Annotated in this window: 21 protein-coding genes, 1 tRNA gene and 4 pseudogenes; 17 read left to right on the top strand and 9 right to left on the bottom strand. The window is 60.0% G+C overall.

What is annotated here, in order from left to right; translation table 11 throughout:
- Nucleotides 1-151: 151 nt before the first annotated feature.
- The 3 genes and pseudogenes from FOM02_RS45455 to FOM02_RS45445 form a co-directional block, all read right to left on the bottom strand.
- Nucleotides 152-2,738 (bottom strand): annotated as a pseudogene (locus FOM02_RS45455) (PAS domain S-box protein); the annotation flags it as partial.
- Between the two features lie 118 nt (nucleotides 2,739-2,856).
- A complete protein-coding gene (locus tag FOM02_RS45450; protein ID WP_194389464.1) occupies nucleotides 2,857-3,303 on the bottom strand; it encodes a hypothetical protein in 447 nt (148 codons plus the stop codon).
- A 30-nt stretch (nucleotides 3,304-3,333) separates the two neighbouring features.
- Nucleotides 3,334-3,702, bottom strand: a complete 369-nt coding sequence (locus FOM02_RS45445) for an antibiotic biosynthesis monooxygenase family protein (protein ID WP_231164280.1) — start codon at nucleotides 3,700-3,702, stop codon at nucleotides 3,334-3,336.
- Between the two features lie 97 nt (nucleotides 3,703-3,799).
- On the opposite strand from FOM02_RS45445, the gene FOM02_RS45440 reads away from it, so the two are divergent.
- The 4 genes from FOM02_RS45440 to FOM02_RS45420 all read left to right on the top strand — a co-directional run bounded on the left by FOM02_RS45440 (nucleotide 3,800) and on the right by FOM02_RS45420 (nucleotide 7,316).
- Entirely contained in the window at nucleotides 3,800-4,273 is a 474-nt protein-coding gene (locus FOM02_RS45440; RefSeq protein ID WP_027562320.1) for a MarR family winged helix-turn-helix transcriptional regulator, read from the top strand.
- 856 nt (nucleotides 4,274-5,129) lie between these two features.
- Nucleotides 5,130-5,336, top strand: a complete 207-nt coding sequence (locus FOM02_RS45430) for a hypothetical protein (RefSeq protein WP_265441250.1) — start codon at nucleotides 5,130-5,132, stop codon at nucleotides 5,334-5,336.
- A 681-nt stretch (nucleotides 5,337-6,017) separates the two neighbouring features.
- Nucleotides 6,018-6,140 (top strand): hypothetical protein, encoded by a 123-nt coding sequence (locus tag FOM02_RS45425; RefSeq protein ID WP_265441249.1) that lies wholly within the window; start codon nucleotides 6,018-6,020, stop codon nucleotides 6,138-6,140.
- A 654-nt stretch (nucleotides 6,141-6,794) separates the two neighbouring features.
- Nucleotides 6,795-7,316, top strand: coding sequence for a hypothetical protein (locus tag FOM02_RS45420; RefSeq protein WP_265441248.1), 522 nt, complete (start codon nucleotides 6,795-6,797; stop codon nucleotides 7,314-7,316).
- Nucleotides 7,317-7,401: 85 nt separating this feature from the next.
- On the opposite strand, the gene FOM02_RS45415 is transcribed toward FOM02_RS45420, so the two are convergent.
- The 4 genes from FOM02_RS45415 to FOM02_RS45400 form a co-directional block, all read right to left on the bottom strand.
- Complete coding sequence (locus FOM02_RS45415) at nucleotides 7,402-7,998, bottom strand: anthranilate synthase component II (protein WP_092220783.1); 597 nt, start codon at nucleotides 7,996-7,998, stop codon at nucleotides 7,402-7,404.
- Nucleotides 7,995-9,389, bottom strand: a complete 1,395-nt coding sequence (gene pabB, locus FOM02_RS45410; RefSeq protein WP_265441247.1) for an aminodeoxychorismate synthase component I — start codon at nucleotides 9,387-9,389, stop codon at nucleotides 7,995-7,997. Before pabB ends, FOM02_RS45415 begins: the two co-directional genes overlap by 4 nt.
- Before the next feature lie 153 nt (nucleotides 9,390-9,542).
- Complete coding sequence (locus tag FOM02_RS45405; protein WP_265441246.1) at nucleotides 9,543-9,860, bottom strand: Dabb family protein; 318 nt, start codon at nucleotides 9,858-9,860, stop codon at nucleotides 9,543-9,545.
- Nucleotides 9,861-9,992: 132 nt separating this feature from the next.
- Nucleotides 9,993-10,628: a GntR family transcriptional regulator gene (locus FOM02_RS45400; protein WP_265441245.1), complete on the bottom strand. Its 636-nt coding sequence runs from the start codon at nucleotides 10,626-10,628 to the stop codon at nucleotides 9,993-9,995.
- Between the two features lie 114 nt (nucleotides 10,629-10,742).
- On the opposite strand from FOM02_RS45400, the gene bioB reads away from it, so the two are divergent.
- From bioB to FOM02_RS45370, 6 genes and pseudogenes are all read left to right on the top strand, one after another.
- A complete protein-coding gene (gene bioB, locus FOM02_RS45395) occupies nucleotides 10,743-11,798 on the top strand; it encodes a biotin synthase BioB (protein WP_265441244.1) in 1,056 nt (351 codons plus the stop codon).
- The gene (gene panD, locus FOM02_RS45390) at nucleotides 11,789-12,142 is read left to right on the top strand and encodes an aspartate 1-decarboxylase (RefSeq protein ID WP_027562312.1); all 354 of its coding nucleotides are present in this window, start codon (nucleotides 11,789-11,791) and stop codon (nucleotides 12,140-12,142) included. Before bioB ends, panD begins: the two co-directional genes overlap by 10 nt.
- Before the next feature lie 76 nt (nucleotides 12,143-12,218).
- Nucleotides 12,219-13,369: pseudogene (locus FOM02_RS45385) on the top strand (8-amino-7-oxononanoate synthase).
- Nucleotides 13,369-14,004 carry a dethiobiotin synthase gene (bioD, locus tag FOM02_RS45380; protein ID WP_265441243.1) on the top strand — a complete coding sequence of 212 codons (636 nt, stop codon included), beginning with the start codon at nucleotides 13,369-13,371 and terminating at the stop codon, nucleotides 14,002-14,004. The pseudogene FOM02_RS45385 and the gene bioD overlap by 1 nt, the downstream one beginning before the upstream one ends.
- The gene (locus tag FOM02_RS45375; protein WP_265441242.1) at nucleotides 14,001-15,266 is read left to right on the top strand and encodes an adenosylmethionine--8-amino-7-oxononanoate transaminase; all 1,266 of its coding nucleotides are present in this window, start codon (nucleotides 14,001-14,003) and stop codon (nucleotides 15,264-15,266) included. Before bioD ends, FOM02_RS45375 begins: the two co-directional genes overlap by 4 nt.
- A 976-nt stretch (nucleotides 15,267-16,242) precedes the next feature.
- Nucleotides 16,243-17,016, top strand: a pseudogene (locus tag FOM02_RS45370) (metal-dependent hydrolase family protein); the annotation flags it as partial.
- A gap of 60 nt (nucleotides 17,017-17,076) precedes the next feature.
- Here the strand turns inward: FOM02_RS45370 and FOM02_RS45365 are convergent.
- A complete protein-coding gene (locus FOM02_RS45365) occupies nucleotides 17,077-19,134 on the bottom strand; it encodes an ATP-dependent helicase (RefSeq protein WP_027559992.1) in 2,058 nt (685 codons plus the stop codon).
- A gap of 128 nt (nucleotides 19,135-19,262) precedes the next feature.
- On the opposite strand from FOM02_RS45365, the gene FOM02_RS45360 reads away from it, so the two are divergent.
- The gene (locus FOM02_RS45360; RefSeq protein WP_265441241.1) at nucleotides 19,263-19,853 is read left to right on the top strand and encodes a TMEM175 family protein; all 591 of its coding nucleotides are present in this window, start codon (nucleotides 19,263-19,265) and stop codon (nucleotides 19,851-19,853) included.
- Nucleotides 19,854-19,865: 12 nt separating this feature from the next.
- On the opposite strand, the gene FOM02_RS45355 is transcribed toward FOM02_RS45360, so the two are convergent.
- On the bottom strand, nucleotides 19,866-20,246 hold the full coding sequence (locus FOM02_RS45355) for a YciI family protein (RefSeq protein ID WP_027559990.1): 381 nt from the start codon (nucleotides 20,244-20,246) through the stop codon (nucleotides 19,866-19,868).
- A gap of 196 nt (nucleotides 20,247-20,442) precedes the next feature.
- On the opposite strand from FOM02_RS45355, the gene FOM02_RS45350 reads away from it, so the two are divergent.
- The 6 genes and pseudogenes from FOM02_RS45350 to FOM02_RS45325 form a co-directional block, all read left to right on the top strand.
- Nucleotides 20,443-20,622, top strand: coding sequence for a hypothetical protein (locus FOM02_RS45350; protein ID WP_027559989.1), 180 nt, complete (start codon nucleotides 20,443-20,445; stop codon nucleotides 20,620-20,622).
- 27 nt (nucleotides 20,623-20,649) lie between these two features.
- On the top strand, nucleotides 20,650-20,853 hold the full coding sequence (locus tag FOM02_RS45345; RefSeq protein ID WP_027559988.1) for a hypothetical protein: 204 nt from the start codon (nucleotides 20,650-20,652) through the stop codon (nucleotides 20,851-20,853).
- A gap of 327 nt (nucleotides 20,854-21,180) precedes the next feature.
- Nucleotides 21,181-21,254: transfer RNA gene (locus tag FOM02_RS45340), tRNA-Gly, on the top strand.
- Between the two features lie 133 nt (nucleotides 21,255-21,387).
- A complete protein-coding gene (locus FOM02_RS45335) occupies nucleotides 21,388-22,134 on the top strand; it encodes an outer membrane protein (RefSeq protein WP_265441240.1) in 747 nt (248 codons plus the stop codon).
- 135 nt (nucleotides 22,135-22,269) lie between these two features.
- A complete protein-coding gene (locus FOM02_RS45330) occupies nucleotides 22,270-23,373 on the top strand; it encodes an acyltransferase family protein (RefSeq protein WP_035729581.1) in 1,104 nt (367 codons plus the stop codon).
- A gap of 197 nt (nucleotides 23,374-23,570) precedes the next feature.
- Nucleotides 23,571-24,038, top strand: a pseudogene (locus FOM02_RS45325) (GDP-mannose 4,6-dehydratase); the annotation flags it as partial.
- Nucleotides 24,039-24,068 lie beyond the last annotated feature (30 nt).

The raw sequence follows: 24,068 nt of genomic DNA, 5'->3' as shown, positions 1-24,068 counted from the left end.
CAAACCATCGGTCAACGCCGCGCGCCAAAAATATTCCACTTTACCGAAATTCGGAAATCGCGTATGTGTCGCCGCAACCCGGCCCAAGGAAGAGGGGCGTATCGCGATCGTCACGAACGTGGACCGGGCGGCGGTGGGCGTGGGCCACATTGGTGGTGAAGAAGGGATCCAAGACGCGGTCCGCGTCGTTCTCGGCGATGCCGATGCCACAATCGGTCACGGCAAGGTGGACGTGCCCCAGATCGTTCTTTGATGATTGAATCAGCAGTTCGCACGTCCGGTCGGTAACTGCCTCCATGGCTTCGATTCCGTTCATCACGAGATTGATGATCACCTGTTGTAGCTGAATCCGATCGCCGAGGATCCTAGGCAGCCCTGCCGTCAACTCGGTTCGTAACGTCACTCGGTGGCTCACCAGCTCTCGTGTTACCAGCGCAATGACGTCCTTAACGACCTCGTTGATATCGAGCGCCGCCATCTCAATCTCGCCCTTCTTCGCGAGCGCGCGAATACGACGGATCACCTCGCTTGCCCGGATTGCGTCTTCGATGATCCACTCCACCGAAGAGCGGGCGGCGGAAAGATTAGGCGCTTCCCGGCCCATCCAACCGAGGCACGCATCGGCGTTGCTGATAATAGCGGCGAGTGGCTGGTTTATTTCGTGGGCGATGGAGGTTGTCAGCTCTCCTAAAGTCGTTACACGCGTCACATGCGCAAGCTCCGACTGTGCCCTTCGTAGTTCTTGTTCGGCTTGATCGGCGCGAATGGTAGCGGTGATGTCAGTGCTGACGCCGCGGTAGCCGAGAAAATTGCCCTTTCCATCGAAAAAAGGCTTGCCACTCGTGCGGACGTAGATCGGAGAACCTGTCCGATTCACGGTGCGGTAGACGAGATCCCGAAACGGAAGATGGGCCTCCAATGTCGCCCGATGCTGCCGCCACTTCTCGGGTTCCTCTTCGAGGTCGCACGCAATGTCCCAGCGAAGCAGGCCGATCAATCCTGTCGCCAAAATTCCTGCAGCGCTGGTGTGCTCGGATAAGCGAGTGACCTGATGATCCGGCCCGGTCTCCCAGAGCCAGTCGGAAGCTGTTTCGGCGTAGTCGCGAAAGCGCTGTTCACTTTCGCGCAGCGCGGCAAGTGTGTTTTCCAGGCGTTCCCTAGCTGCGTGTTGCTCGGTCACATCCATATGTGTTCCGATCAGCTCGCTGACGTTGCCATCGCTGCCAACCACCACGTGCGCAACGGAGTGTATGCGTCTTATCCCGCCATCCGGTAGAAGGATACGAAAATCATATTCGAACCGCCGCTCCTTGTGTTCAATCGCCTGGCGCTGCACCTCCTAAATCATATTCGAACCGCCGCTCCTTGTGTTCAATCGCCTGGCGCTGCACCTCCTCCAGCCGCGGCAAGTCGTCCGGATGGATGCGCGATCGAATGGTCTCGATCGACACCGGCTCTTGTGGGCTAAAGCCGAACAGACGATCGACCTCGGCGGAGCGATACACGAAATCTAGACCGTAGACGTCCCAGGACCAGCTGCCCGTGTGACTGAGATGCTGGGCCTCGGCCAGATAGGCCTCGCTGCGGCGCAGCTGCTGTTCTGCTCGCCTCGCCGCCGTGATATCCGTAGCTGCCCCAACAAACTCGATGTCACCAGAGGCTGTTCTCGTCGCCCGCGCCTGCGCATGGATGTGCTTTACCGAGCCGTCCGGTAGCAGAAGCCGGTATTCGTGCTCGAAATCGCTCGGGTCTCGCATCGCGCGATCGATAATTTCTTTAACCGAAGCCCTATCATCTGGATGAGTGCGCTCAACGACGAGCTGCGGCCCCGGCTGCACTCTGTCAGGATCTAATTGGAAAATGCGAAATGTTTCCTTTGACCAGAAGGCCTCGCCCGTAGTGGGGTTCCAGCTGAAGCTGCCTGTGTGACTCAACTCCTGCGCCTGGGCTAAATGTGCTTCGCTCCGCTGCAGGGCAAGTTCGGTCCGCCTTCGCTCCGTGATATCTTCGCAAGCGATAAGGACAATGGGCTGCTCATCGCCCCAGAGCATGGCTTTGGCGTTTTCACGTACCCACAACACCGAGCCGTCCTTCCTGACTTTGCGGACGTCCCACGTGCGCGTTTGTCCGACATCCTCAAGGCACGTCCGAACGCATTCGCGAACGAAAACGCGATCCTCCTCGAGAAATACGTCCAGCACTGATCGAGCGATCAGTTCAGCAGGAGCATAGCCGAGTTGTGTCGCGCCGAGCGTATTGACGTTGAGGATAATGCCGGCTTCATCGACCATGAAGTACATGGCGGGATTGTGCTCGAAGATGGCGCGCCACCGCTTTTCGCGATCCTCCAAATCGGCCGCACTCCGCTGAAGCTTGGCCGCAACGACACGCGCACCCTCTCTTTCCTGGCGGAGCTTTCCGATCAGGTGCGCTCCCACAATCGAGGCAATAAAGAATGCAACAACCACCGGCAGATCTTGGGGGTCATCGATACGCAGGCTGAACGCCGGCGGCGCAAAGTAGTAAGCGAGACCAGCGATGGTTACGATGCAAAGCGCCGACGACGCGATGAAGCTGCCCATCAGCGAAAACAGCAAGATCACTAACAAATACGCGAACGCCGTCGCGGCGAAATGCGCGTGAAGGTACAAGCAGGCCAGTGTTACCACGGTCAGGGTTATGCTGCCGAGGGTAAACTGAAGGGCCGAACGTTCTAAATTGCTGATCGGGCTACGCATTCTGATACCATCCGGCCTGTTCTCCGGCGGGAGAGCTATAACATTTTAGGGCGCGTACTGATAAGCCACGACAATACCGGGCCTCAGATCAGTTGGCCGCGCAGTTCAGTTCCGGTGATCAAGCGGGTTTGTGGCGCAACCATCCCTTCATTTTGAGACCGTCCCGCATGTTGAGAGCAAGAAGTGTAATGTTTGTTGCGCCCGCGACGAGCTCGATCACCTGCACAGCATAGAACGTGGCATCGAATTCAGCCACCTGAGCCTTGGACGCAAGGAAGAGCGCAGACGGAATAAGAATCAGGATGCCGTTTCCTGCAATGAATGGCATGCGCTTGAATTTGGTCCCGATCAGTCCGGCCCGGCGCGCCTTTGCCAAGATGACACCTGTACCACCGGTCGCCGCGAGCGCCGGAATCAGCAACAAGAAACCCCACGGTATGGTGCTCTTAACCGCTGCAACCGTGGCATGGGACGCGAACAGCTCACTGAGTACCGTCGACAGCCAAAATGTGCCGATCGTTCCGATAGCCAAGGCGCCAGCGACAGGATGGATCAACTTGATCATGAGTATCTTCCCTTCCTAAAAAGAGCAGGGCTAGGCGACGCAGATGCCGGGCACGGCAACTTTCTGGAACAGATGAGGGGAGGCTATCGCGGAGGCCGGATAGCTGGCGATTTTTGCTAGAAAGTCAGGATGGGTGAAGGCCGCGCGGAAGTGTGCGGTGGATTCCCAGACGGCGTAGTTAAGATAGGTCGAGCTGTCGCCGAGAGCTCTGTGCAGCTGAGTGGAAATGAAGCCCGGCTGTCGCTTCATGAACGCTGCGTCGTCCTGCCAGGTCTTGAGAAAAGCCGCCTCATCGGCTTTGTCTAGAGTGAATGGGTTCACCAGGACGACCGAATTTGCGTCGATAGCGATCTGGCGGTCGATCGGGAAGGAAGGGTCGAGTGGGCGTAACAGCGACATGAGTGCCTCCATTGCTATTTGATACGTGATGTCTAATTGGTATTATGATCCCATACCACTTTGACATCATGATGTCAATACAAAGCAATGGTGACAAATGAAAAGAGCCAAGCGAACCCCGGAGGGTGACGCCCTGACCGACCTTGTTCTCGATCTATTCAGGCTCGACAGCCTATTTCTGACGGCCGGCGACCGTCTGGTCGCCCCGCTCGGCCTAACAAGCGCTCGCTGGCAGGTGCTTGGCGCCATTGTGTCCGCTGAACGTCCCCAACCGGTCGCTTGGCTCGCACGTGACCTCGGCGGCAATCGTCAAAACGTGCAGCGGATTATCAATGATCTGCACAGAGAGGGACTCGTATCTTTTGAGGTCAACCCGCATCACCGACGGGCACAGCTCGTCGTGCTCACTAAGAATGGACAGCGCGCCTTCGAAGCCGCAATGGAGTTGCAGGCTCCCTGGATCAACGATCTTTCAGAAGGGCTGTCGGTCAAGGATATACGGATTGTCCATCGCGTGATCACGGCCTTGCGAGATAAGCTTGAGGGCAGTCGTGAGGACAAGTCGGCCTGACATGGCAAAAGCATTGTGATTGGCCCGGCGCCCGTGATTCAAGCTCCCAAACTGGGGCTTCGAATCATGCGCCATGAACTAACGGACTACGAATGGGCAGCTATCGAGTCTATGCTACCAAACAAGCCGCGGGGAGCCCCTCGGGTAAAACGACCGACGCGTCCTCAATAGTGTCTGCTGGATGCTGCGATCTGGTGTATGGTGGATTTAATGAGTTTCAACCTTAGTACGCGGTTCGCGCGCCGATTGCCCTCAACCGCACGACCTCATCGCGCAGAACCGTCCTCGGGATATCGTGCGGACTTCGAGTGTACAAAGCATCCAACACTGATCTTGTTAAATCATGATTATCGAGAATTAGCGGGAGGTGTTCTGCGGCCGACCTAAGGTAGGCAGTTCGTCTAGGAATTGCCGTGTGCATCTTCCAGAATAGCCTTAGGCCGCGCGGCTCCCTTTACCAGCTCGCGATCCAGGTCCGCTTTGATGGCCACGGCATAATCGTTGCCGAACTCTACGGCGTGGCCCGAATCGTTGTGGTCCAGTTCCTGAGGGCAGGAGCTGATAGGCTCTTATACCCAGGGCGTGCGTATCGTTCGCGCAGCAGCAACTCGTGCTTCATCATAGGGCGGGGCTTCGACTGTCGGCAGCAGATCGGCATCCAGCGCATCAGTTTAACTCCCCCACGAATACGCCTGGAGATCGATCAGAGAGTCCTCACATATGCTGTGGAATGTCGGCGCGCGCGTATAGGACGTGCCGTCGTATCGCTTTGCGTGCAAGATGACATGCAGTTTGTTAACGCCTTGATCGCCGTTATGTTCGCTTGCGTGCAACGCTGCTCCAGGTCCCCAGCCAGATGGACCAACAAGCTTCAGCGCGCGCAACCTTCTTCCTCAGAGCGCGAATTGTCTTTGAGGATCGCAATCGCCGCCGGAAGACCTTCGAGGATGCAAGTTCCCTGGTCGTGTTCATCCTTGCAATCAAGAGCGTCGTCATATGTCGGCCGATCGATGTCGATGTCGACGAAATGCCAGCGGTAGGTATCCTTTCCTTCTGGCGTTGAATTTATAGTCGTACGCCCGGTTTGAGATGGCGGCCAACGAAGTGTGCCGATCGGCTCCTTGAGCTTGGGCCTGCGCTGCCGGACTTAAGTGCCGCTACGCCAGTTCCGCAATGATAGAATGACGTGGCTGGCCCCACGCTAGGGAAGATGTGCTGCCTACAGCAGCGGTGCAGATCGCAAGTATGGGTCTGAGTGGTTGCCCAATATTGATGAACTGCGACAAGTCGTTTGCGGACAGAGGCAGGTGCCTGGGTTACGGCACGTCGACCGGGGGCATGGATGCCGTCGGACGTGGCACGAAGCCATTTTGGTGCAGGTCACGTGCTGCCAACATGATCGTATAAGCCGTGAGGAGGATTAGGAGAGCGCGCATGCAACAAGGATTACTCGAAACGATATATCGCAATTATGAAACGACTCACAGCGCGGGCCTGGGAGGAGGGGCGGCTCTTACGGGGCATCCCACGGCCTATTGGCCAGCAAACACCCCACAAATTTTGATACTCGTTCGTTCTCGCCGGCAGCCGCCGAACAGTGGGACGATTGCGCTTAAAAAACGCGTTTTCCCTTGCAGACTGCGGGAATAGTGCAGAAAATTTGAGTAGGAATCCCGTGATTGGCTATTCACCACGAAGGCAACCGCCCCCTCGTGCTGCTTCCGGGCGCCATGAAGGACGGTTCATGAGCAATCATGACATTGTGTCCGGCAGCCTGTTGGCGCTGACCGCGGCTGGGCTTGCGCCGCGTTGCTCGAGCCTGCTCGCATTTGCTTTCATCCCGCGGCCCGACCTGTGGTCGCGCTAGGATCCCTGCGAGACCTCATGCAAGATGGTACGCAGCTGGACAGGGGCGCTGGTATGTTTTCCGCGTATGGAGGCCTGGCGCTTGCAGATGATCTGCTCAGGAATCCGTAGGGATCCGCTTCCTCGATTCGCGTCGTTTTCGCATGTAGTTCCGGTCTTTCTGAACGGCCGACCTGATCTCCTGGCTGGCCTTCGTGCAGTTGCCCATTAACAACGCAATTCCCCTCCATCGAACAATATAGTTAGTCTTATGATTGCGCTCGCATCACGCGTTTGTTGCGTGGGTTGCGCGGCATTTTTGCGCCAGGTCAACTTCGACGCTACGACTTCCGACCCTCGAACAATCAGGCAAAGGACCGCTGGAAGCCTCACCTAGCAAATCCCCGACGCGCATTGCCTTTCGGTGAGGCGGCCCTCTCAAGAGCACAGGTATGAATGTGCTTCACGGGTAATCCCCTCTACCGGCCCTCATTATTTACCTCACCACCTGCAGCGCAGTGCTCGCAAAAACCCTGATGCGATCAAGACCCGGCTTTGGGGACAACATTGCTGAAAACGATGCAGCGGGGGTTGCGGCTCGAGGCAGCTCTTGACCATCTTCTGCTCTCGCGGCAACCAGAACAACCAAAGCAGATCGAGATGATGAGAGCGGGGTGTGGCTGTGACGGATCAATCCCAAGCTTCGGAGTTGCTGCCGGTCCTGCAGAGACCGTTGAAAGGCTTTCGGTGGATCTTTGCTCTTCTAGCCGTATTGCTCGTTCTTTGCGCCGGAGGAGTCTATTTCTTTACGAATATCGAAACGTTTGCCGAGGCGCCCTCGGCACATGAAGTCGTGCCTCCCACGCTTGGCTTGTCACCTGATGATAGGGACGTGCTTTTAGGGATCCAATCGGGGCAGCAGAAGACGGCCGATGAAATTGCCGAGCTCAATCGCAACGTCGATGCGCAGCAAGCCGAGCTAAAGCGGATCTCGGATCAGATCGCAGCCCTGACCCAAAGAATCGAGCAGCTGCAGAATCCGGCACTTGTTGTGTCTCCTGCTCCTGCTGCTTCTTCGCCACCAGTGCGCACCACATCCAAGCCGGCCAAGAGGGACGTCCGGCCCTTAAAACCGCAAGGTCCGGTTTCTGTCGGAGGCGCGCCGCTGACTGCGGAGCCGAGCACGGAACAGCGCTGATTACCACAAAATGCCTACCATATGGCGGTGCTCGTAGAGACGCGGACACCAACGGTGCACCATCTTGATCGGCAGGCCGAGCCTCTCATTCGTCCGCGTGGTTTCGCAAATCCTCTGCGAGTCGCAAGAAGTTCATAAGCAGGACGTCCCCCTGTGAGGTAAGGATCGATTCGGGATGGAACTGGACGCCACAGGTGAGATGATAGCGATGCGTGAGGGCCATGATCTCCCCTTCCTCTGAACGCGCTGTCACTATGAGGTTCTGCGCACATGACTGCTCAAACTCGACGATAAGAGAATGGTAGCGCCCAACGTCAAGCGGGGTTGGCAGCCCCTTGAATAAACCTCGGCCGTCATGCGCAACGTATGAGCGCCGACCGTGCATGGGCCGTTGTGCGCGCGCAACCCGTCCTCCGAAAGCGCTAGCAATACACTGATGTCCAAGGCAGATGCCGAGAATTGGTACGCGTCCTGAAAGTTCGCGGACCACTGCTCTCGATATTCCTGCCTCAGTTGGGGTGCAGGGACCGGGCGATATCACCACCGCGCGCGGCTTGAGACCAACGAGCTCGCCGATGCTGATAGCGTCGTTTCGGATCACTTCCGTTGCTTCACCGAGCTTGTGGAAATAGCGGGCAATGTTGAACACGAACGAATCGTAATTATCGATGATGATAATCAAAATGCGCCAGCTCGTTCAGAACCAAATGCATCAAAGATTCGCTCTGCCTTGGCGAGCGTTTCCTCGTATTCGACCTCGGGCTCCGACAGGGCCGTTATACCGCTGCCCGCATGAAACACAGCCATGTCGCCGTCGATCGTGACAGTGCGGATCGCAATATTTGTGTCCATGTGCCCGTTGAAGCCGATGAAGCCGATCGCACCACAATAGACCTCCCGCGCTATGCGCTCGATTTCTGTAATAATTTCCATCGACCGCACCTTTGGCGCTCCCGTAATGGAGCCCCCCGGAAAGCAAGCACGGAGCAGGCTAACGGCGTCTTCCCCTCCGGCAAGTGCCCCCGTAACGATCGACACGAGATGGTGCACCGAGGCATAGGACTCGAGATCGCATAGAGCCGGAACCTCGACCGAATGCGCCGTGCAAACGCGGGACAGATCGTTTCGCAAAAGGTCCACAATCATCGTGTTCTCGGCATGATCCTTTTCAGAAGCGAGGAGAACAGCCGCACGGCGGTGGTCTTCATTGAAATCAGGCGAACGTGCGATCGTGCCCTTGATGGGCCGTGTCTCGACTTGTTGCTCGTTAAGCTTCAGGAATCGTTCCGGCGAACTTGAGGCGATGGTCAACTTTCCCCATCGCAGCAGGGCCGCAAAAGGCGCCGGATTCAATGATCGTAGCTGGCAATAGAAGGCGAGCGGATCAAACGAGGTCGGCAGGCGGGTGCTGAAGCGCTGCGCAATATTCGTCTGGAACACGTCACCCGCCCGGATCAACTCGATCACGCGTTGTACCGCCGCAATGTAGCCCTCGCGGCTGAAGTTCGAGCTCCAAGCGCCTGCTTTGCTGGGATAACCATTCTGTGGCGCCATCGGACCGTCAAGCAATGCTGCAAACTCATCGGCCCGACGACGCGCTCGGTCGCTCCGTCGCACGCGATCCTGCTCCGGCCATCCGGTCGAGACGATCCAGCATTTGTTATCCCGGTGGTCGAAGCTGATGACCACGTCATAGAAATTCAGGATGGATTGGGGCAAACCCAGACCGGCAATTGCCGGCGCAAACAATCGCTCCAATGTCCTGTTCATGTCGTAGGCAAGATAGCCTGCCGCTCCTCCCTGGAATGGCGGGAGATCGGGACGATACTCTTGCGGGTACTTCGCGAGTAGCGTGCGAAGGACCTTCCATGGATCGGCCTCGAGAGTCAGTCCGTTCCAACTGGCTTGGCCGTTCGCGACCCTATAGGTGCTGAACGGGTCGCACGTTACATATGAGTAGCGGCCAAGCAGCTCGTGCCTTGCTGCGCTATCGAGAAACGTGAGATGCGAGCGATGCCCAAGACGTCGCATCGCTGTGAAAGGTTCAACCCACTGCAACTCGCGAACGTACATCGGATTATCGGCCGCCGGCCGCTGTCGTCGTGAAAGTGCCGTTCCATCTGTTGCCCCACCCGATGAGAGCGACGCCGGTCTCCGATGGCATGAAACTTGAGGCCATTGCCAAGTTAACCCGGCGGTGGACCTTTTGCTGCCACAGCACCTCGATCATCCTGCCGCTGAGGCGAAAGGAGTATCTAGTGATACATCGTAATCGGCCGCGAACCGCAGCTCGCGGAGCGGTCGGACACGTTTGATCGCCTCCTGGTAGAGATTGTGCGCTTTGTACGCGGCGAGCTCCGTCTCGCTGTCAAACTCACCATAGACCACGATGTCAATATCGTTGCCGAGCTGATCGGTCTTGCGGTTGCGGGCAACCTCAAGCCGGCGCGCATGTGGTATCGCGGTGAGACGCGAAAGACCTTCGATGATCTGGTCGATATGCGCCTTGTCCTTGGCGCTGAAGAAGACGATGTGACGAATCATGGCCGTCCGGAGATGTCGCTAGCGGGGCATAACTATCTGGGAATAGAACCCGTTGCAATGAGGCTAGTCACTTGCTGCATGCTCCGTCGCTTGCGATCGTCCGCGAGCCGCAATGATGCTTGCCAGAGTTGCTCAGGACGCCGGAAGGGTAAGGCGCTCAATGGTTTGAATGTGCCGCGTCAGCAGATTACAGGCTTGATCGATATTGCGCGTTCGCAAGGCTTGCAGAATCAGCCGGTGATCTTGATTGGAGCGCGGTCGCCAGCCCACCGATCGCGCCATCGCGAATACCAATCGAGAATTGGCAAGCTGCAGTCCATCGAGGCTCGCGAGCAGACGCGGCATTCCGCACGGCGCGACCAAGGCTTGGTGAAAGGCGCGGTTGGCCATCTCAAACTCCTCGATCGTCTTTGCGCTGTCTCCTTCGATCACGGTGAGCTCGATCCGAGCCAAATGAGCTGTTGTGAGCCTTGGCCCGGAATGGCGCAACGCCACCACTTCCAGCGCAGCGCGCATTTCGGCGATCTCCTTCACTGAATGGGTATCGAGCGGGGCAACCCGAACACCACGGCGTGGCACAGCGACAACAAGATGTTGTGCCTGCAGCTGCCGAAAGGCCTCGCGCACCGGGACGTGGCTGGAACTGAATTCTCGTGCAACGTGATCCTGACGCAGTGGCGCGCCTGGCTCTAAGGCGCCGCTGATAATGCGCTCAGCGATTGAATCCGCGATGCGCGCGACCGTCGTCATGTTGTCAGCAGTGATCATAGATTATCTACCGCAATAGTCGGTGCATTTGCGAGGCAGCTCGATTAGCATCTCTTCGAGAGCGATGACTATAGATAATTCATGCGATTATCTACAATTGAGCGGGATTGGATTATGGATGCTGCTGCGCAAGTCCACCGGAAGGAAGCGAGCAAAGGGGCGCAGGTTCGTCATCATTGGAACGTCGAACGGGTGAAGGCGCTCTACGACCTGCCTTTTGCCGACCTGATGTTTCAGGCGCAGCGCGCTCATCGCAAGCACTTCGATCCAAACCACGTCGAAACCGCGAGCCTGCTCAGCATCAAGACCGGCGGCTGCCCGGAAGACTGCGGCTACTGCTCGCAAAGCGCGCATTACGAGACCGGCCTGGAAGCCACCCGTCTGATGCATTGCGCCGATGTGGTTGCGAGCGCGCGGCGCGCGAAGGATGCGGGCGCGACGCGCTTCTGCATGGCAGCGGCCTGGCGCACGCCAAAAGATCGCGATCTCGATTCCGTCTGCGACATGGTCAAGGCGGTCAAGCGACTCGGCATGGAAACGTGCGTCACGCTCGGCATGCTGACAGCGAACCAAGCCGCGCGCCTCGCCGGGGCTGGCCTTGACTTCTACAATCACAACGTCGACTCATCACCCGAGTTTTACCGCAAGATCATCACGACCCGTAGCCTGCAGGACCGCATCGATACGCTGGCGCACGTGCGCGATGCCGGCATCAAGATCTGCTGCGGCGGGATTATCGGCATGGGCGAGCACATCGAGGACCGCCTAGGTATGCTCGTGCTGCTCGCCAATCTTCCCAACCATCCCGAAAGCGTGCCGATCAACCTGTGGAACAAGATCGAAGGCGTGCCGGTGGAAGACCACGCGGAGCTTCCCGATCCGATCGCGCTGGTCCGCCTGGTGGCGACCGCGCGGATCACGATGCCAAGGAGTGTGGTTCGCTTGTCCGCCGGGCGGCAATACATGAGCGATGAATTGCAGGCGCTTTGCTTCTTGGGCGGAGCAAATTCGATCTTCATCGGCGACGTGCTCTTGACCACCAAAAACCCGAAAGTTGATCGTGATGCGGATCTGCTGGCCCGGCTCGGCATCACGTCCGGGCTCGCCGGAGGGAAGCAGTGCGCGCAATATGTTGCCCCTACATCCCGCCTAGGTGAACAATGCAGATAACTTTGATGAAGGGAAAAATCCATCGCGCCTCAGTAACCGAAGCTGATTTGCACTACGAAGGCTCGATCTCGATAGATCGTACGCTCCTGGAGGCGGCGGGAATGCTGATCAACGAGCGCGTCGAAATTTACAATGTCGAAACAGGGGCGCGCTTTGCCACCTACGTGATCGAGGCGCCGCCGGGGTCTGGCACGATAAGCCTGAACGGTGCGGCCGCCCGACTCGCAATGCCCGGAGACAAGATCATTATCGTTGCATATGCCTCATTCGACGAGGTCGAAGCAAAGATATTCAAGCCACGCATTGTGCGTGTGGACCAAGACAATCGCATCCTGGCAATTTGAGCCTCAAGGGCCATCCATCCTTCTTCAACGGCCAACGGATCTTTTGCGTGATTTGATGCGATCCTGGGAGCGATGAATGCGGTCAATGCAAGCAGCTAGACTTAGTCCCTACGTCGCAGCGTTGAATGCCTTGAACGAAGATAAACGGCTGCGCTGCCTCAAGCCGCGCGTGGGGATAGATTTCGCATCAAACGACTATCTGGCGCTCGGGTGCGCCCCGCGCATCAAAAAGGCGATGGTCGCCGCGCTCGAGGCGGGCACTCCGGTTGGGGCCGGCGGGTCGCGGCTTCTGCGCGGCAACTGCGAAGAGCATGAACGGCTCGAAGCGGAGGCGGCTCAGTTCTTTGGTGCGGAGGCAGCGCTTTTCTTTGGAGGCGGCTATATCGCAAATTTTGCCCTCCTGACAACGCTACCGCAGCGCGGCGATCTGCTCGTTCTCGACTCGCTCGTGCACGCCAGTATTCACGAGGGGGCGCGAGCCGGCCGCGCAGAGTGCCGAATTCACGCGCACAATGATCCCCAGTCGATCGAAGATGCAATTCGCGATTGGCGAACCAAAGGTGGAGCGGGCCGCGTCTGGATTGTGGCCGAAAGTCTCTACAGTATGGATGGCGACTTCGCTCCGCTCGAAGAGCTGGTGGCAATCGCCGATCGCCATGACGCGTTTCTGATCGTGGATGAGGCTCATGCCACCGGAGCTTACGGGCTTCATGGACGAGGGCTCACGGCCCCTTATGTGAGGCGCGACAATCTCATCGTCGTTCATACCTGCGGCAAAGCGCTCGGTGCGGCGGGTGCACTTGTTACGGCCTCCGGCATCCTGCGCGATTTCATGGTCAATCGCTGCCGTCCGTTTATCTTTGCCACGGCCCCATCACCATTGATGCCGTTGCCGTTCGAGAGGCACTCCTCATCCTGCGGGAGGAGCCGGAGCGGCAGCAACGGCTGGCCGAACTTGTTTCGTTCGCGCATCGGCAGATCACCTCCCTTGGTTTGCACACGCCGTCGACCTCTCAGATCGTGCCGTACATAGTGGGTGACAATGCTCATGCGATGCGACTTGCCTCTGCTCTGCAGGGGCGCGGCTTTGACATCCGCGGAATTCGGCCGCCAACCGTCCCAACAGGCACCGCCCGTTTGCGGATTTCGTTGACACTCAATGTTGGGGAGGCGGACGTGCGCGCAATGCTCGATGCGCTTGTTGAGGTGACGAGGGGCTCGTTTTGATGAATAAGCGGATCGTCGTGGCTGGTACGGACACCGGAGTCGGCAAAACGGTATTTTCCGCAGGGCTCGCCGGCCTTCTAGGCGCGAATTACTGGAAGCCGGTCCAGGCCGGGCTCGAACAAGAGACCGACTCCGAGTGCGTCCGCCGCCTCGGCTGCCTCTCGTCCGATCGCATTGTCCCGGAGCTCTATCGACTTCGGACGCCTGCCTCGCCCCATTACGCCGCGGAGATCGATGGCGTTCGCATAGACACAGAGACGCTTGGACTGCCGGACAGCGGCGAGCGGCAGCTCGTGATTGAGGGTGCCGGCGGACTCATGGTGCCGCTGACAGCGCGCACTCTTTACATTGACATCTTCGAACGCTGGCAGCTTCCCGTCGTGCTTTGCGCCAGGACGGGACTGGGCACAATCAATCACTCCCTGCTCTCCATAGAGGCTCTGCGGAAGCGTCAGATTCGAATCCTTGGAATTGCGTTCATTGGCGAAAGAAACGCCGAAACTGAAAGCGCGATTTGCGAGATCGGGAGAGTGCGTTGGTTGGGACGGCTCCCGTGGCTTGTACCCCTCACGGACGAAGGGCTGCAGGCCGCTTTCAAAGACTCCTTTCTTGGCAGTGATTTCCTGAACCTATGACGATAGCCAAAAGGTCGTCGGTCTGGCACCCGTTCACGCAGCATGCTCTACAGCGGGACATGACGAAGGTGCTGCGGGGAGAGGGGGCCTATCTCTACACCGAAGATGGCCGACGCCTTATCGATGCAATCTCCTCCTGGTGGGTCGTGACCCACGGCCATTGCCATCCATGCATCGTGAACGCGATCCGAGAACAGGCAGGCAAGCTCAACCAGGTCATCTTCGCCGGATACACTCACGACCCGGCTGAGCAAGTTGCGACGGAACTATTGAAGGTCACCCCCCCGGCGCTCGAGCATGTGTTCTTCTCCGATAGCGGATCAACCAGCGTCGAAGTCGCTCTGAAAATGGCGCTCGGCTACTGGCACAATACCGGAAGACAGCGAACCCAAATTGTGGTGATGCAGCACTCGTACCATGGCGACACGATCGGGGCGATGTCGGTGGGTAGCCGAGGCGTCTTCAATGCGGCTTACGGTGCGCTGATGTTCGAGGTGACCTCGATTCCGTTCCCGGCAAGAGATCGTGAGCAAATAGCGCTCGATGCGCTTGAAAACGCCTGTCGAAACGAACATCCTGCAGCCTTTATCGTGGAGCCCCTGATACTGGGTGCCGGTGGAATGCTGATGTATTCTCCCTCGGTGCTAAGAGAGATGAAGCGGATCTGCGAAGCCTTCGACGTCCTGTTCATTGCCGACGAGGTCATGACGGGCTGGGGCCGGACGGGTAGCTTGTTTGCGTGTGAGCAGGCCGATGTCACGCCCGATATTGCCTGCTATTCGAAAGGCCTCACGGCTGGGGCGCTGCCGCTCGCCGTCACACTCTGTCGTGCCGATATTTTCGATGCGCATTATTCTGAAGATCGCACGCGTACGTTTTTCCATTCTAGCTCATATACGGCCAATCCAGTGGCCTGCGCCGCCGCCAAGGCCAATCTGGACCTATGGCAGCAACAGGAATATCGCAGGCGAGTGGCATCCTTGGCCAGGATGCAAGAACAGGCACTCGCGCCATTTTGCGCCGATTCACGGTTCGCAAACGTCCGACGCACAGGAACAGTCACAGCGCTTGAACTCAACACGAGCGATGCCGGCTATCTGGCGGACATCGGGCCGAAGCTTTTGGCGTTCTTCCAAGCGCGGAATCTGCTCTTACGCCCACTCGGTAACACGATCTACGTGATGCCGCCTTACTGCGTTACGGCGGCCGACCTTGATGAGATCTATGCTGCCATCCGTGACGCTGCGTACTTGCTGATGTGAGGTGCCATAAAAGTGCAATCGTCTGCAGTGACAGGATCTTGCAAGGCGAAAGTGTCCGTATTGCTGCCGTTTGAAAGGGTAAGGAGGATGCTGCGCCCACGGCTAGCAGGCTAATCGCGCTTTAAGCACTTGCTTTAATCGCACCTGATCCAACTGGCGCAGCAATCCTGCGGACTAGCTATGAAAGCGCAGCATTTAGCTGAAATGCCGGCCGAATTGTCTCAATCACGATAGAAAAATCCACTATCTTTGAGGAAATTCTCGGCGAGGCATTCTGTGGAAAGTACTGCTTCGCGAGGCAGCCGCACCTCAGAGTCAAGGCTCTTTGATGGCTGCAAGACCAGGGAGACGGCCCGCCGGGCGGCCGCACCGTTGGTGCATGCGTGGTGCTGCCGTGAGGGTTAGCGGGGCTTCCCAAGTAAATGTCGACAGGAGGCGAGAAATGCACGTTGGCTTCCGTAATTCCCTCGACCATTCAGCCGCATGCTGCGCGATATGCGGCGGAAAGTTTGGGCTGATCCGCCATTACTGGTGGCGAACGGCCCTTTGCTCCAAGCAATGCGTCAACCGCTTCAAGGCGCGACGGGAGGCCGATCAGAAATGGCTTCGATGGTTGCGAGCGGCGTAGGACTGGGCCGAGCTGTGCCGGTACCGCCCTGGTCAGACTTGTTGCGAATTCGAGTGGGCCTATGGAGCGCGTGGAAATCAAGTGACAGAAGCATCGGCAAAAATAATCGACTTCAGGGCCTACAGGGCCGGCAGGCTGGCTCGGTCTGAGCGCCTTCGCGACGACGTCTACTCGACCGCGACTCTCGCTGCGTTCACAGCGGCCTGTCAGCTTTGGACGTTCCTGGCCTGCCATCCGTTCGCTTTGCTCGGCGCGCTAGCGCCGAAGCAGGAGCCTCACGAGTACCCCTAGGGCATGATCCGGAAAAGTGCGCAGCGGTTTTCCGAAAAGATCATGCTCAAACAACACTGCGTGCGCGTCGGCGCGCTGGCGCGCGTCGCCGACGGCGTCGACGGCGTGCGCAGGGCGGCGCGCGAAGAACTGCAGATGGGGGCCGACCAGATCAAGATCATGGCCTCCGGCGGCGTGGCGTCGCCGACCGACCCGGTGGGTGCCTTCGGCTACTCCGAGGACGAGATCCGCGCCATCGTCGAGGAAGCGCGGGGCCGGCAGACCTACGTGCTCGCGCATGCCTATACCGCTGCCGCCATCGAACGCGCGGTTCGCTGCGGCGTCCGCACCATCGAGCACGGCAATCTGGTCGATCCTCCGACCGCCCGCCTGATGGCCGAGAAGGGCGCCTATGTGGTGCCGACCCTCGTCACCTACGAGGCGCTGGCCAACGAAGGCGCCCAATACGGCCTGCCACCGGAGAGCGTGGCCAAGATCGCCGATGTTCGCGACGCCGGCCTGCGCTCGCTCGCGATCTATCGCGACGCCGGCGTGAAGATGGGGTTCGGCAGCGATCTGCTCGGACCGTCCCAGCGCCTGCAGAGCGATGAGTTTCGCATTCGTGCCGAGATCCTCGGCCCGCGCGCCGTCATTGCCAGCGCGACATTGATCGGCGCCGAGGTGCTCGGCATGGAGGGCAAGCTCGGCTGCATCGCGCCCGAAGCCATCGCGGACCTGCTGGTGGTCGACGGCAATCCGCTGCGCGATGTCGCCTGCCTGCTCGGCCAGGGCGAGCACATCCCAATGGTGATGAAGGCGGGCAAGGTCCAGTTCGACAGGCTGAACGCCTAGAGCGTTTTCAAGCGAAGTGGATACCGGTTCGCGTAAAGAAAACGCGTCAAAAAAGCGTAACTACCGCCACATCCCGCGCATCTTCGCCCCGATGTCGATCTTCGGTCCCTGCGCCGCGGTGCGGGCTGCGCCTGCGGCGGCCTTCGGCCAGGCGGTGCGCTCGAACAGATAGACCAGCTGCTCCGGGATGAAGCGGGTGCGCGAGGCATAGACGTGGCGGTCGCCCTTGGCTTGCTGGCCGTGAGTGAAGAAGCGCTGCGGCACCACGAGGTGCAAATCGTCCTTGGCACGCGTCATCGCGACATAGAGCAGGCGGCGCTCCTCCTCGATCTCGGCGCTGGTGCCCGCGCCGAGATCGGAGGGCATGCAGCCGTCGACGACGTTGAGCACGAACACCGACTTCCACTCCTGGCCCTTGGCCGAATGGATGGTGGAGAGGATCAGATAATCCTCGTCGCGGAGCGGCGGACCTGATTTGTCGCTGGTCGCATCCGGCGGATCGAGCGTCAGCTCGGTCAGGAATTTCTCGCGTGAAGCATAGCCGCTCGCGATCTGCTCGAGCTGCATCAGGTCGGCGCGGCGGGTCTCGGAATCCTCGTGGATGCGGTCGAGATGCGGCTCGTACCAGAGCCGCACGCGCTCGAGATCGGCCGGCCATTCCGAATAGCGCAGATTCTGGGTCGTGCGGACGAAGTCGGTCCAGTCCGCGCCCGTGCGCGCCGGCACCGGAAGCTGGCTGAGTGTGTGCAGCGGGTCGGTGCTCTCCGCCATCTGGTCGAGCACGCGCTGCGCGGTCGCAGGCCCGATGCCCGGCAAGAGGTGCAGGATGCGGAAGCCGGCGACGCGGTCGCGAGGATTTTCGGCAAAGCGCAGCAAGGCCAGCACGTCCTTGACGTGCGCGGCGTCGAGGAATTTCAGCCCGCCGAACTTCACGAACGGGATGTTGCGGCGGGTGAGCTCGATTTCCAGAGGGCCCGAATGCGAGGAGGTCCGGAACAGCACCGCCTGGTGCTTGAGCAGCGCGCCTTGCTCGCGATTGGCCAGCACCTGTTCGACGATGTAGCGGGCCTGGTCGGCCTCGTCGTGAACCGTGACGAGCTGCGGCTTCTGCCCGGCGCTGCGGTCGGTCCAGAGATTCTTGGTGAAGCGTTCGCGCGCCAGACCAATGACGCCGTTGGCCGCCGCCAGCACGGCTTGCGTCGAGCGATAATTGCGGTCGAGCGTGATCATCTCCGCGCGGGGCGAGAAGCTCTGGGGAAACTCCAGGATGTTGCGCACGGTCGCGGCGCGGAACGAGTAGATCGACTGCGCGTCGTCGCCGACCACGGTGAGCCCGCGCCCGTCGGGCTTGAGCGCGAGGAGGATCGAGGATTGCAGGCGGTTGGTGTCCTGATATTCGTCGACCAGGACGTGATCGAAGCGGCCGCCGATCTCCTCGGCGATCAGCGCATCGCCCATCATCTGCGACCAGTAGAGCAGGAGGTCGTCGTAATCGAGCACGTGCTGGGCCTGCTTGGCCTCGACGTAAGCGGCGAACAGGCCCTTCAGCTCCGCGGCCCAGCCGGCGCACCAGGGATAATGCTGTCCCAGCACCTTCTCGATCTCCATCTCGGCATTGACGCAGCGCGAGTAGATCGACAGGCAGGTGCCCTTGGCCGGAAAGCGGCTCTCGGTCTTCGACAGGCCGCGCTCGTGCCGGACCAGGTTCATCAGGTCGGCGGAGTCTTCGCGGTCGTGGATGGTGAAGGCTGGATCGACGCCGATCCGCTCGGCATATTCGCGCAAGAGCCGCGCACCGATGCCGTGAAACGTGCCGGCCCAGGTCAGGGCATCGCGCATGATCGCGGCGTTGTTCTCGCCAAGCACCTTGCGCGCGATGCGCTCGACCCGGCCGGCCATCTCGGCCGCGGCGCGGCGCGAGAACGTCATCAGGAGGATGCGGCGCGGATCGGCGCCCGCGACAATCAGATGCGCGACACGATGGGCCAGCGTGTTGGTCTTGCCGGAGCCCGCGCCGGCGATGACGAGCAGGGGGGCGCCCACGGTCGCGCCGTCGGCCACGCCATGCTCGACGGCGCGGCGCTGCTCCGCATTGAGCGTGTCCAGATATGTCGCCACGAATCGCCCCGGTGAAAGGCGACAGAGTCGGCGATCCCAACGCGAATCGCAATGCGGCTGGACGGAACCGGTGTTAAGTCCTAGGGACAACGCAGCCGAAGGTTCCAGCCCCAAAAGCACGCACCGGCATGACCGAGCTCAAGCCCGACCAGTTCGAGATGCGGCGGCTGGAATCGCTCAGCAATACCATCTTCGGCGTCGCCATGACGCTGCTCGCTTATGACCTGCCCAGGGCCGCGGTGTTCACCAGCGCGCCCGGCTGGAGCGATCTCGCCCAGACCTATTCCGGCAAGCTCGCGGGCTTTGCGCTTAGCTTCATCATCGCCGGCCTGTTCTGGATCAGCCACCATCGCCGGCTGGCGCGCCAGGCGGTCGGCACTCGCGGAGCGGTGATCCTCAATCTGTTCTTCCTGCTCTCGATCGTGCTGCTGCCGGTGACCAACGGCCTCTACACCAATTACTCCATGAGCAGCGCGGTGGCGGTGCTCTACGGCCTGCATTTGACTGCGATCGCCGGCCTCAATGCCTGGCTGTGGTGGACGATCCTGGGCGGCTGGCGGCGTGAAACGATGGCCTCGCTGTTTCCGCTGCTCGTGTTCATTCCGGGCACGATCGTGGCGGCGTTCGCGCCGCACATCGCACCCTTCCTCTGGTTCATCGCTTTCGGCGGGATTTTGATCCGGCGCTTCTATGCCGCGCCGGCGGACCAGGCTTCGTAAGGCGCGCGCCGGTCACCCCGGCGTCGCGCCGAACCCGTCGGCCGGGACGTAAAGCATGACGGGGCGGATTTCGTAGACCGCGGTCGGATTGACCTCACGTAGCTTCCGCGCCGCCGCGACGGCCTCGTCATCCCCGGCGCAGTTGACGAGGTGGAAGCCCAGGAGCTGCTCCTTGGTCTCGGCAAACGGACCGTCCAGCACCATGCCGGCGCCGGGGCCGCGCAAGGTGCGGGCCTTTCGGGTCTCGTCGAGGCGCGCGGCCGGACCAAGCAGTCCGCTGGCCCTCATGGGTTCCTGCACCGCGATGACCTTGGCCACGACCGCAGCGTCCTGCTCCGGCGACCAGGACAGGACCTCGTCTTCCACATGGTAGGCCAGGATGGCGTAAAGCATCGTCACCTCGTTGATTTCTACTGCGCGCGCCTAAAGGACGTATCACCACAGCCTGCGCCGACAATGGCGCCGGGGAAAATATTGCACCACGGGGCCGGCGAAGAAACCGTCCGGAAACCCGATTGCCGCTCGGAGGTGTGAACGCCGCCCGGAACCGGCGCGACTGATGGCCACCAAGAACACTTCGGAGGCGGCCATGTCGACCATCAAGATCATCTGCGACGCGCGCCGGGCGGGGAAGGCCGAGCCGGCGGATCTGCACGACCAGAGCGGCCATCACCGCTATTACGGCAGCTCCGCCGAGAACGGCGGCGAGCGCATCGTCGAAAGCCGCCGCGGCAAGCAGCCGCGCACCCTGAACGTCTGCGGCTTCTAAGCCCGACGCCCCGACTGGCGCGCGCCAATGAACCTCTTGCAGATATCGATCGCCGCAATACCGTTCCTGCTCTCGCTCGCGAGCCGGACCAGCAAGGCGATCGCCCCGTGCCTGCTCGCGGGCGTCTTCACCGTGCTGCTCGGCGACGAGCCGCACCGGGCGGTGATGGCCTGGTGCGTCGGCATCCTGATCGCCGCCGTGGCGGTGCGCGAGCGGCTCCGCGCCATCTGAGCCGGCCCTCCCGAGGCAAAGACTCAAAAGAAAAGGCGCGGCGGGGAAGCCCCGTCGCGCCCGATTTCTTGCTCGCTGGTCCAGGGCTGAGAGCGCCCCGATGCCAAGCCTTAGAGCTTAGCGGGCGATCCCAGCGAGGTGACAGCGCTTGAGATAAGACACTGGATCACCTCCTTTCGTTGGTTTCGGGACCCTCAATATAGGGCGAAACCGCTTTGTCGTTAAGGGGCAGGGCCAGGAGAGGGGAACAAGCCCGGTCGAGAGGCGGGAAAGACCGGCCAGCGGCAGTTGAGACCGCCAACCGGCCGTGTTAGGTGATCGACCGATGCGGGTGTAGCTCAATGGTAGAGCAGCAGCCTTCCAAGCTGAATACGAGGGTTCGATTCCCTTCACCCGCTCCAGTCCTCCTTATGACGCTCCAGTCCAATTTCAATGCACGGTTGCCGCATGCATTCCGGTCATCGTGGCCGTGCGGCAACAGCCTTCGGTTCCCGAGGCGGGTATGATCCTGCCGATACTTGAACCGAGGTTGAAATGAAAAAGCTTTGCTTTGGTCTCGTTGCGGCGCTTGCGGTCGCGAGCGCTCCTGCTCTGGCCGCGGACATGGCCGCCAAGGCACCGATCTACAAGGCACCAGTGCCGGTCCCCTTTGTCTGGACGGGCTGCTATGTCGGCAGCAATGTCGGCGGCGGCTGGGCGCACACCGGCTATCGGGTCGACGACCCCACGCAAGGAGCTTTCAACGGCAGCAGCCTCGGTTCTAACAATGGCTCGGGCGTTGTGGGCGGCGGACAGGTCGGCTGCGATTACCAGACCGGAAACTGGGTGTTTGGCGCCCAGGCGATGTTCGACGCCGCCGACATCAAGGGCAGCCATCTCGACCCCATCAACGCATTCCCGCTGGTTTGGACGAGCAAGATCTCGTGGCTCGCGACGGCGACCGGCCGGGTCGGCTACACCGTCGCCCCGCAGGCTCTGCTTTATCTCAAGGGCGGTGCCGCGTGGGTGCGGACGCATGATGACCGCACCGGTCCCGCGCTCGGAATCATCCTGTCCTACACCACGCCCGATCGCAGCGACTTCGGCTGGACCGTCGGCGCCGGCTTCGAATATCTCCTCACGCGCAACTGGTCGGTGTTCGCGGAATACAATTACATCGATGTCGGTGCCCACCGCGCGAGTTACACGCGCAACACCGACGGCGCCTCGTTCTTCGTCGATGCCAGCCGCCAGGTCCATATGGCGACGGTCGGCGTGAACTTCCGGTTCGGACAGCCCTGATCGGCCGGGGCTGGCGGGCCGCATTCGCCGCGCTCGGCGCATCCCCAAGTTCTATGCGGACGATGGTCTGCCTGGTCGAACAAATGTCCCCTTCTTTCCCCGGCCGAAGCGCTTTAAGTTGCCGTGGATGGAGACATGATGGACCGCAGGAACAATTTTGATCTGTTGCGACTTTTCGCGGCCTGTCAGGTCGTATTCATGCACAGTTCGGGGCATCTGCTCCTGCCGAAAGCCGGACTGTTCGAGGTGCTGCTACAATTTCCGGGAGTCGCAGTATTCTTCGTGATCAGCGGCTTTCTGGTCTCGGATTCATATTTGCGCAGCACCAGCGTGACGTCTTTCGCCTGGAAGCGAGCCGTGCGGATTTACCCCGCGCTCATCGTGAATCTCCTCGTCCTCGAACTCGTCTTTGGTGCGACAGGCGGCATCAGCACGACCGCCTGGGCCTACGCGAAACATCTCATCGTCTACCTGCCGACCGCCTCGATTCATTTCGCCGGGACGGTGTTTCCCGACGCCATCTACGCCCAGTCGTGGCTTTTCCAGGGGTACCCGAGCGGGGTGCTCTGGACACTGACGGTGGAGCTATCGTTCTACGTAGTTCTACCATTTGTCCTCAGCCTTGCAGCGGTATCCAAGAAAGCGGGATCGCTTTTCATTGCAATCTTGATGATTGGATCATTTTCGATCGCGCATGTGACTGACGATGCATTTTCCCAGGCGCACCCCGCGTTGAACGAACTCGTGACTCCATACTTTTGGATCTTCGGCATCGGCGTTCTCATTCGCCTGTGGTGGGAGCACATCAGCCGATGGTTTGAAGGGCGCGCTCTGTTCTGGCTGGCGGGGTATCTCTTCCTGATTGTCGTTTCCGTCGTAGCTCTCGGGGAGCCCATCAAGCTTGAATACAAAATGGAGCCGAACATCATCACCCTGGTGCGGGTCGTCGTAATGGGCGCAACTGTCATTTCTCTCGCATATACCGCGAAGAGCTGTGCCACGCTTCTTCACGGGAACGATCTGTCGTACGGCCTTTACCTGTGGCACATGCTCGGCGTATCCGTGTTCCTTGGTCTCGGCATCAAAGGACATTGGTGGCTTTACCCGGCCTGTTACGGAATCGGTCTCTCCTTTGCCGCGGCATCTTGGTTCCTGATCGAGAAGCCCGCCCTTGCTCTTAAGCAAAGCAAGATGCGTCGCTTTGCGGCGATCGTGCCAGTTCTCGATGAGGTTAAGTGACTGTTTTTGCCCTCGGAAATGCCTGTCCTCCAGGCTGGATACGAGGGCTCGAGTCCCTTCGCCCGTTCCAAATCCCCCTTTGGTCCCATACGAGTTGACGCTGACGGCCGTTCTGTCCAAGAAGGGCGTCAAATCGACGGATGCCACGTACGCGCGGACCGCCCGTGTCGGGTGGCCGCCGGGAGCTTAAGGGCCATATGACCGAGCGGATCGCTCTCATCACCGGTGTGACCGGCCAGGACGGCGCCTATCTCGCCGAATATCTGCTGTCGCTCGGCTATGTCGTGCACGGCATCAAGCGCCGCTCGTCCTCGTTCAACACCGCGCGCGTCGATCACCTCTACCAGGACCCGCATGTCGGCAATGTGCCGTTCCTGATGCACTATGGCGACATGACGGATTCGACCAATCTGATCCGCCTGATGCAGCAGATCCGCCCCACCGAGATCTACAATCTCGCTGCCCAGAGCCACGTCGCCGTCAGCTTCGAGAGCCCGGAATACACCGCCAATGCCGACGCCATCGGCGTGCTGCGCCTCCTGGAGGCCATCCGCATCCTCGGCATGGAGAAGGAGACGCGGTTCTACCAGGCCTCGACCTCCGAGCTTTACGGCCTCGTGCAGGAGATCCCGCAGAAGGAGACCACGCCGTTCTATCCGCGCTCCCAACGGCTTCCCGCCCAACCCATCCTGACA

Source organism: Bradyrhizobium sp. SEMIA (genome assembly GCF_014844175.1).
Lineage (GTDB): Bacteria > Pseudomonadota > Alphaproteobacteria > Rhizobiales > Xanthobacteraceae > Bradyrhizobium > Bradyrhizobium arachidis.
This window is presented reverse-complemented; position numbering and strand designations above follow the sequence as displayed.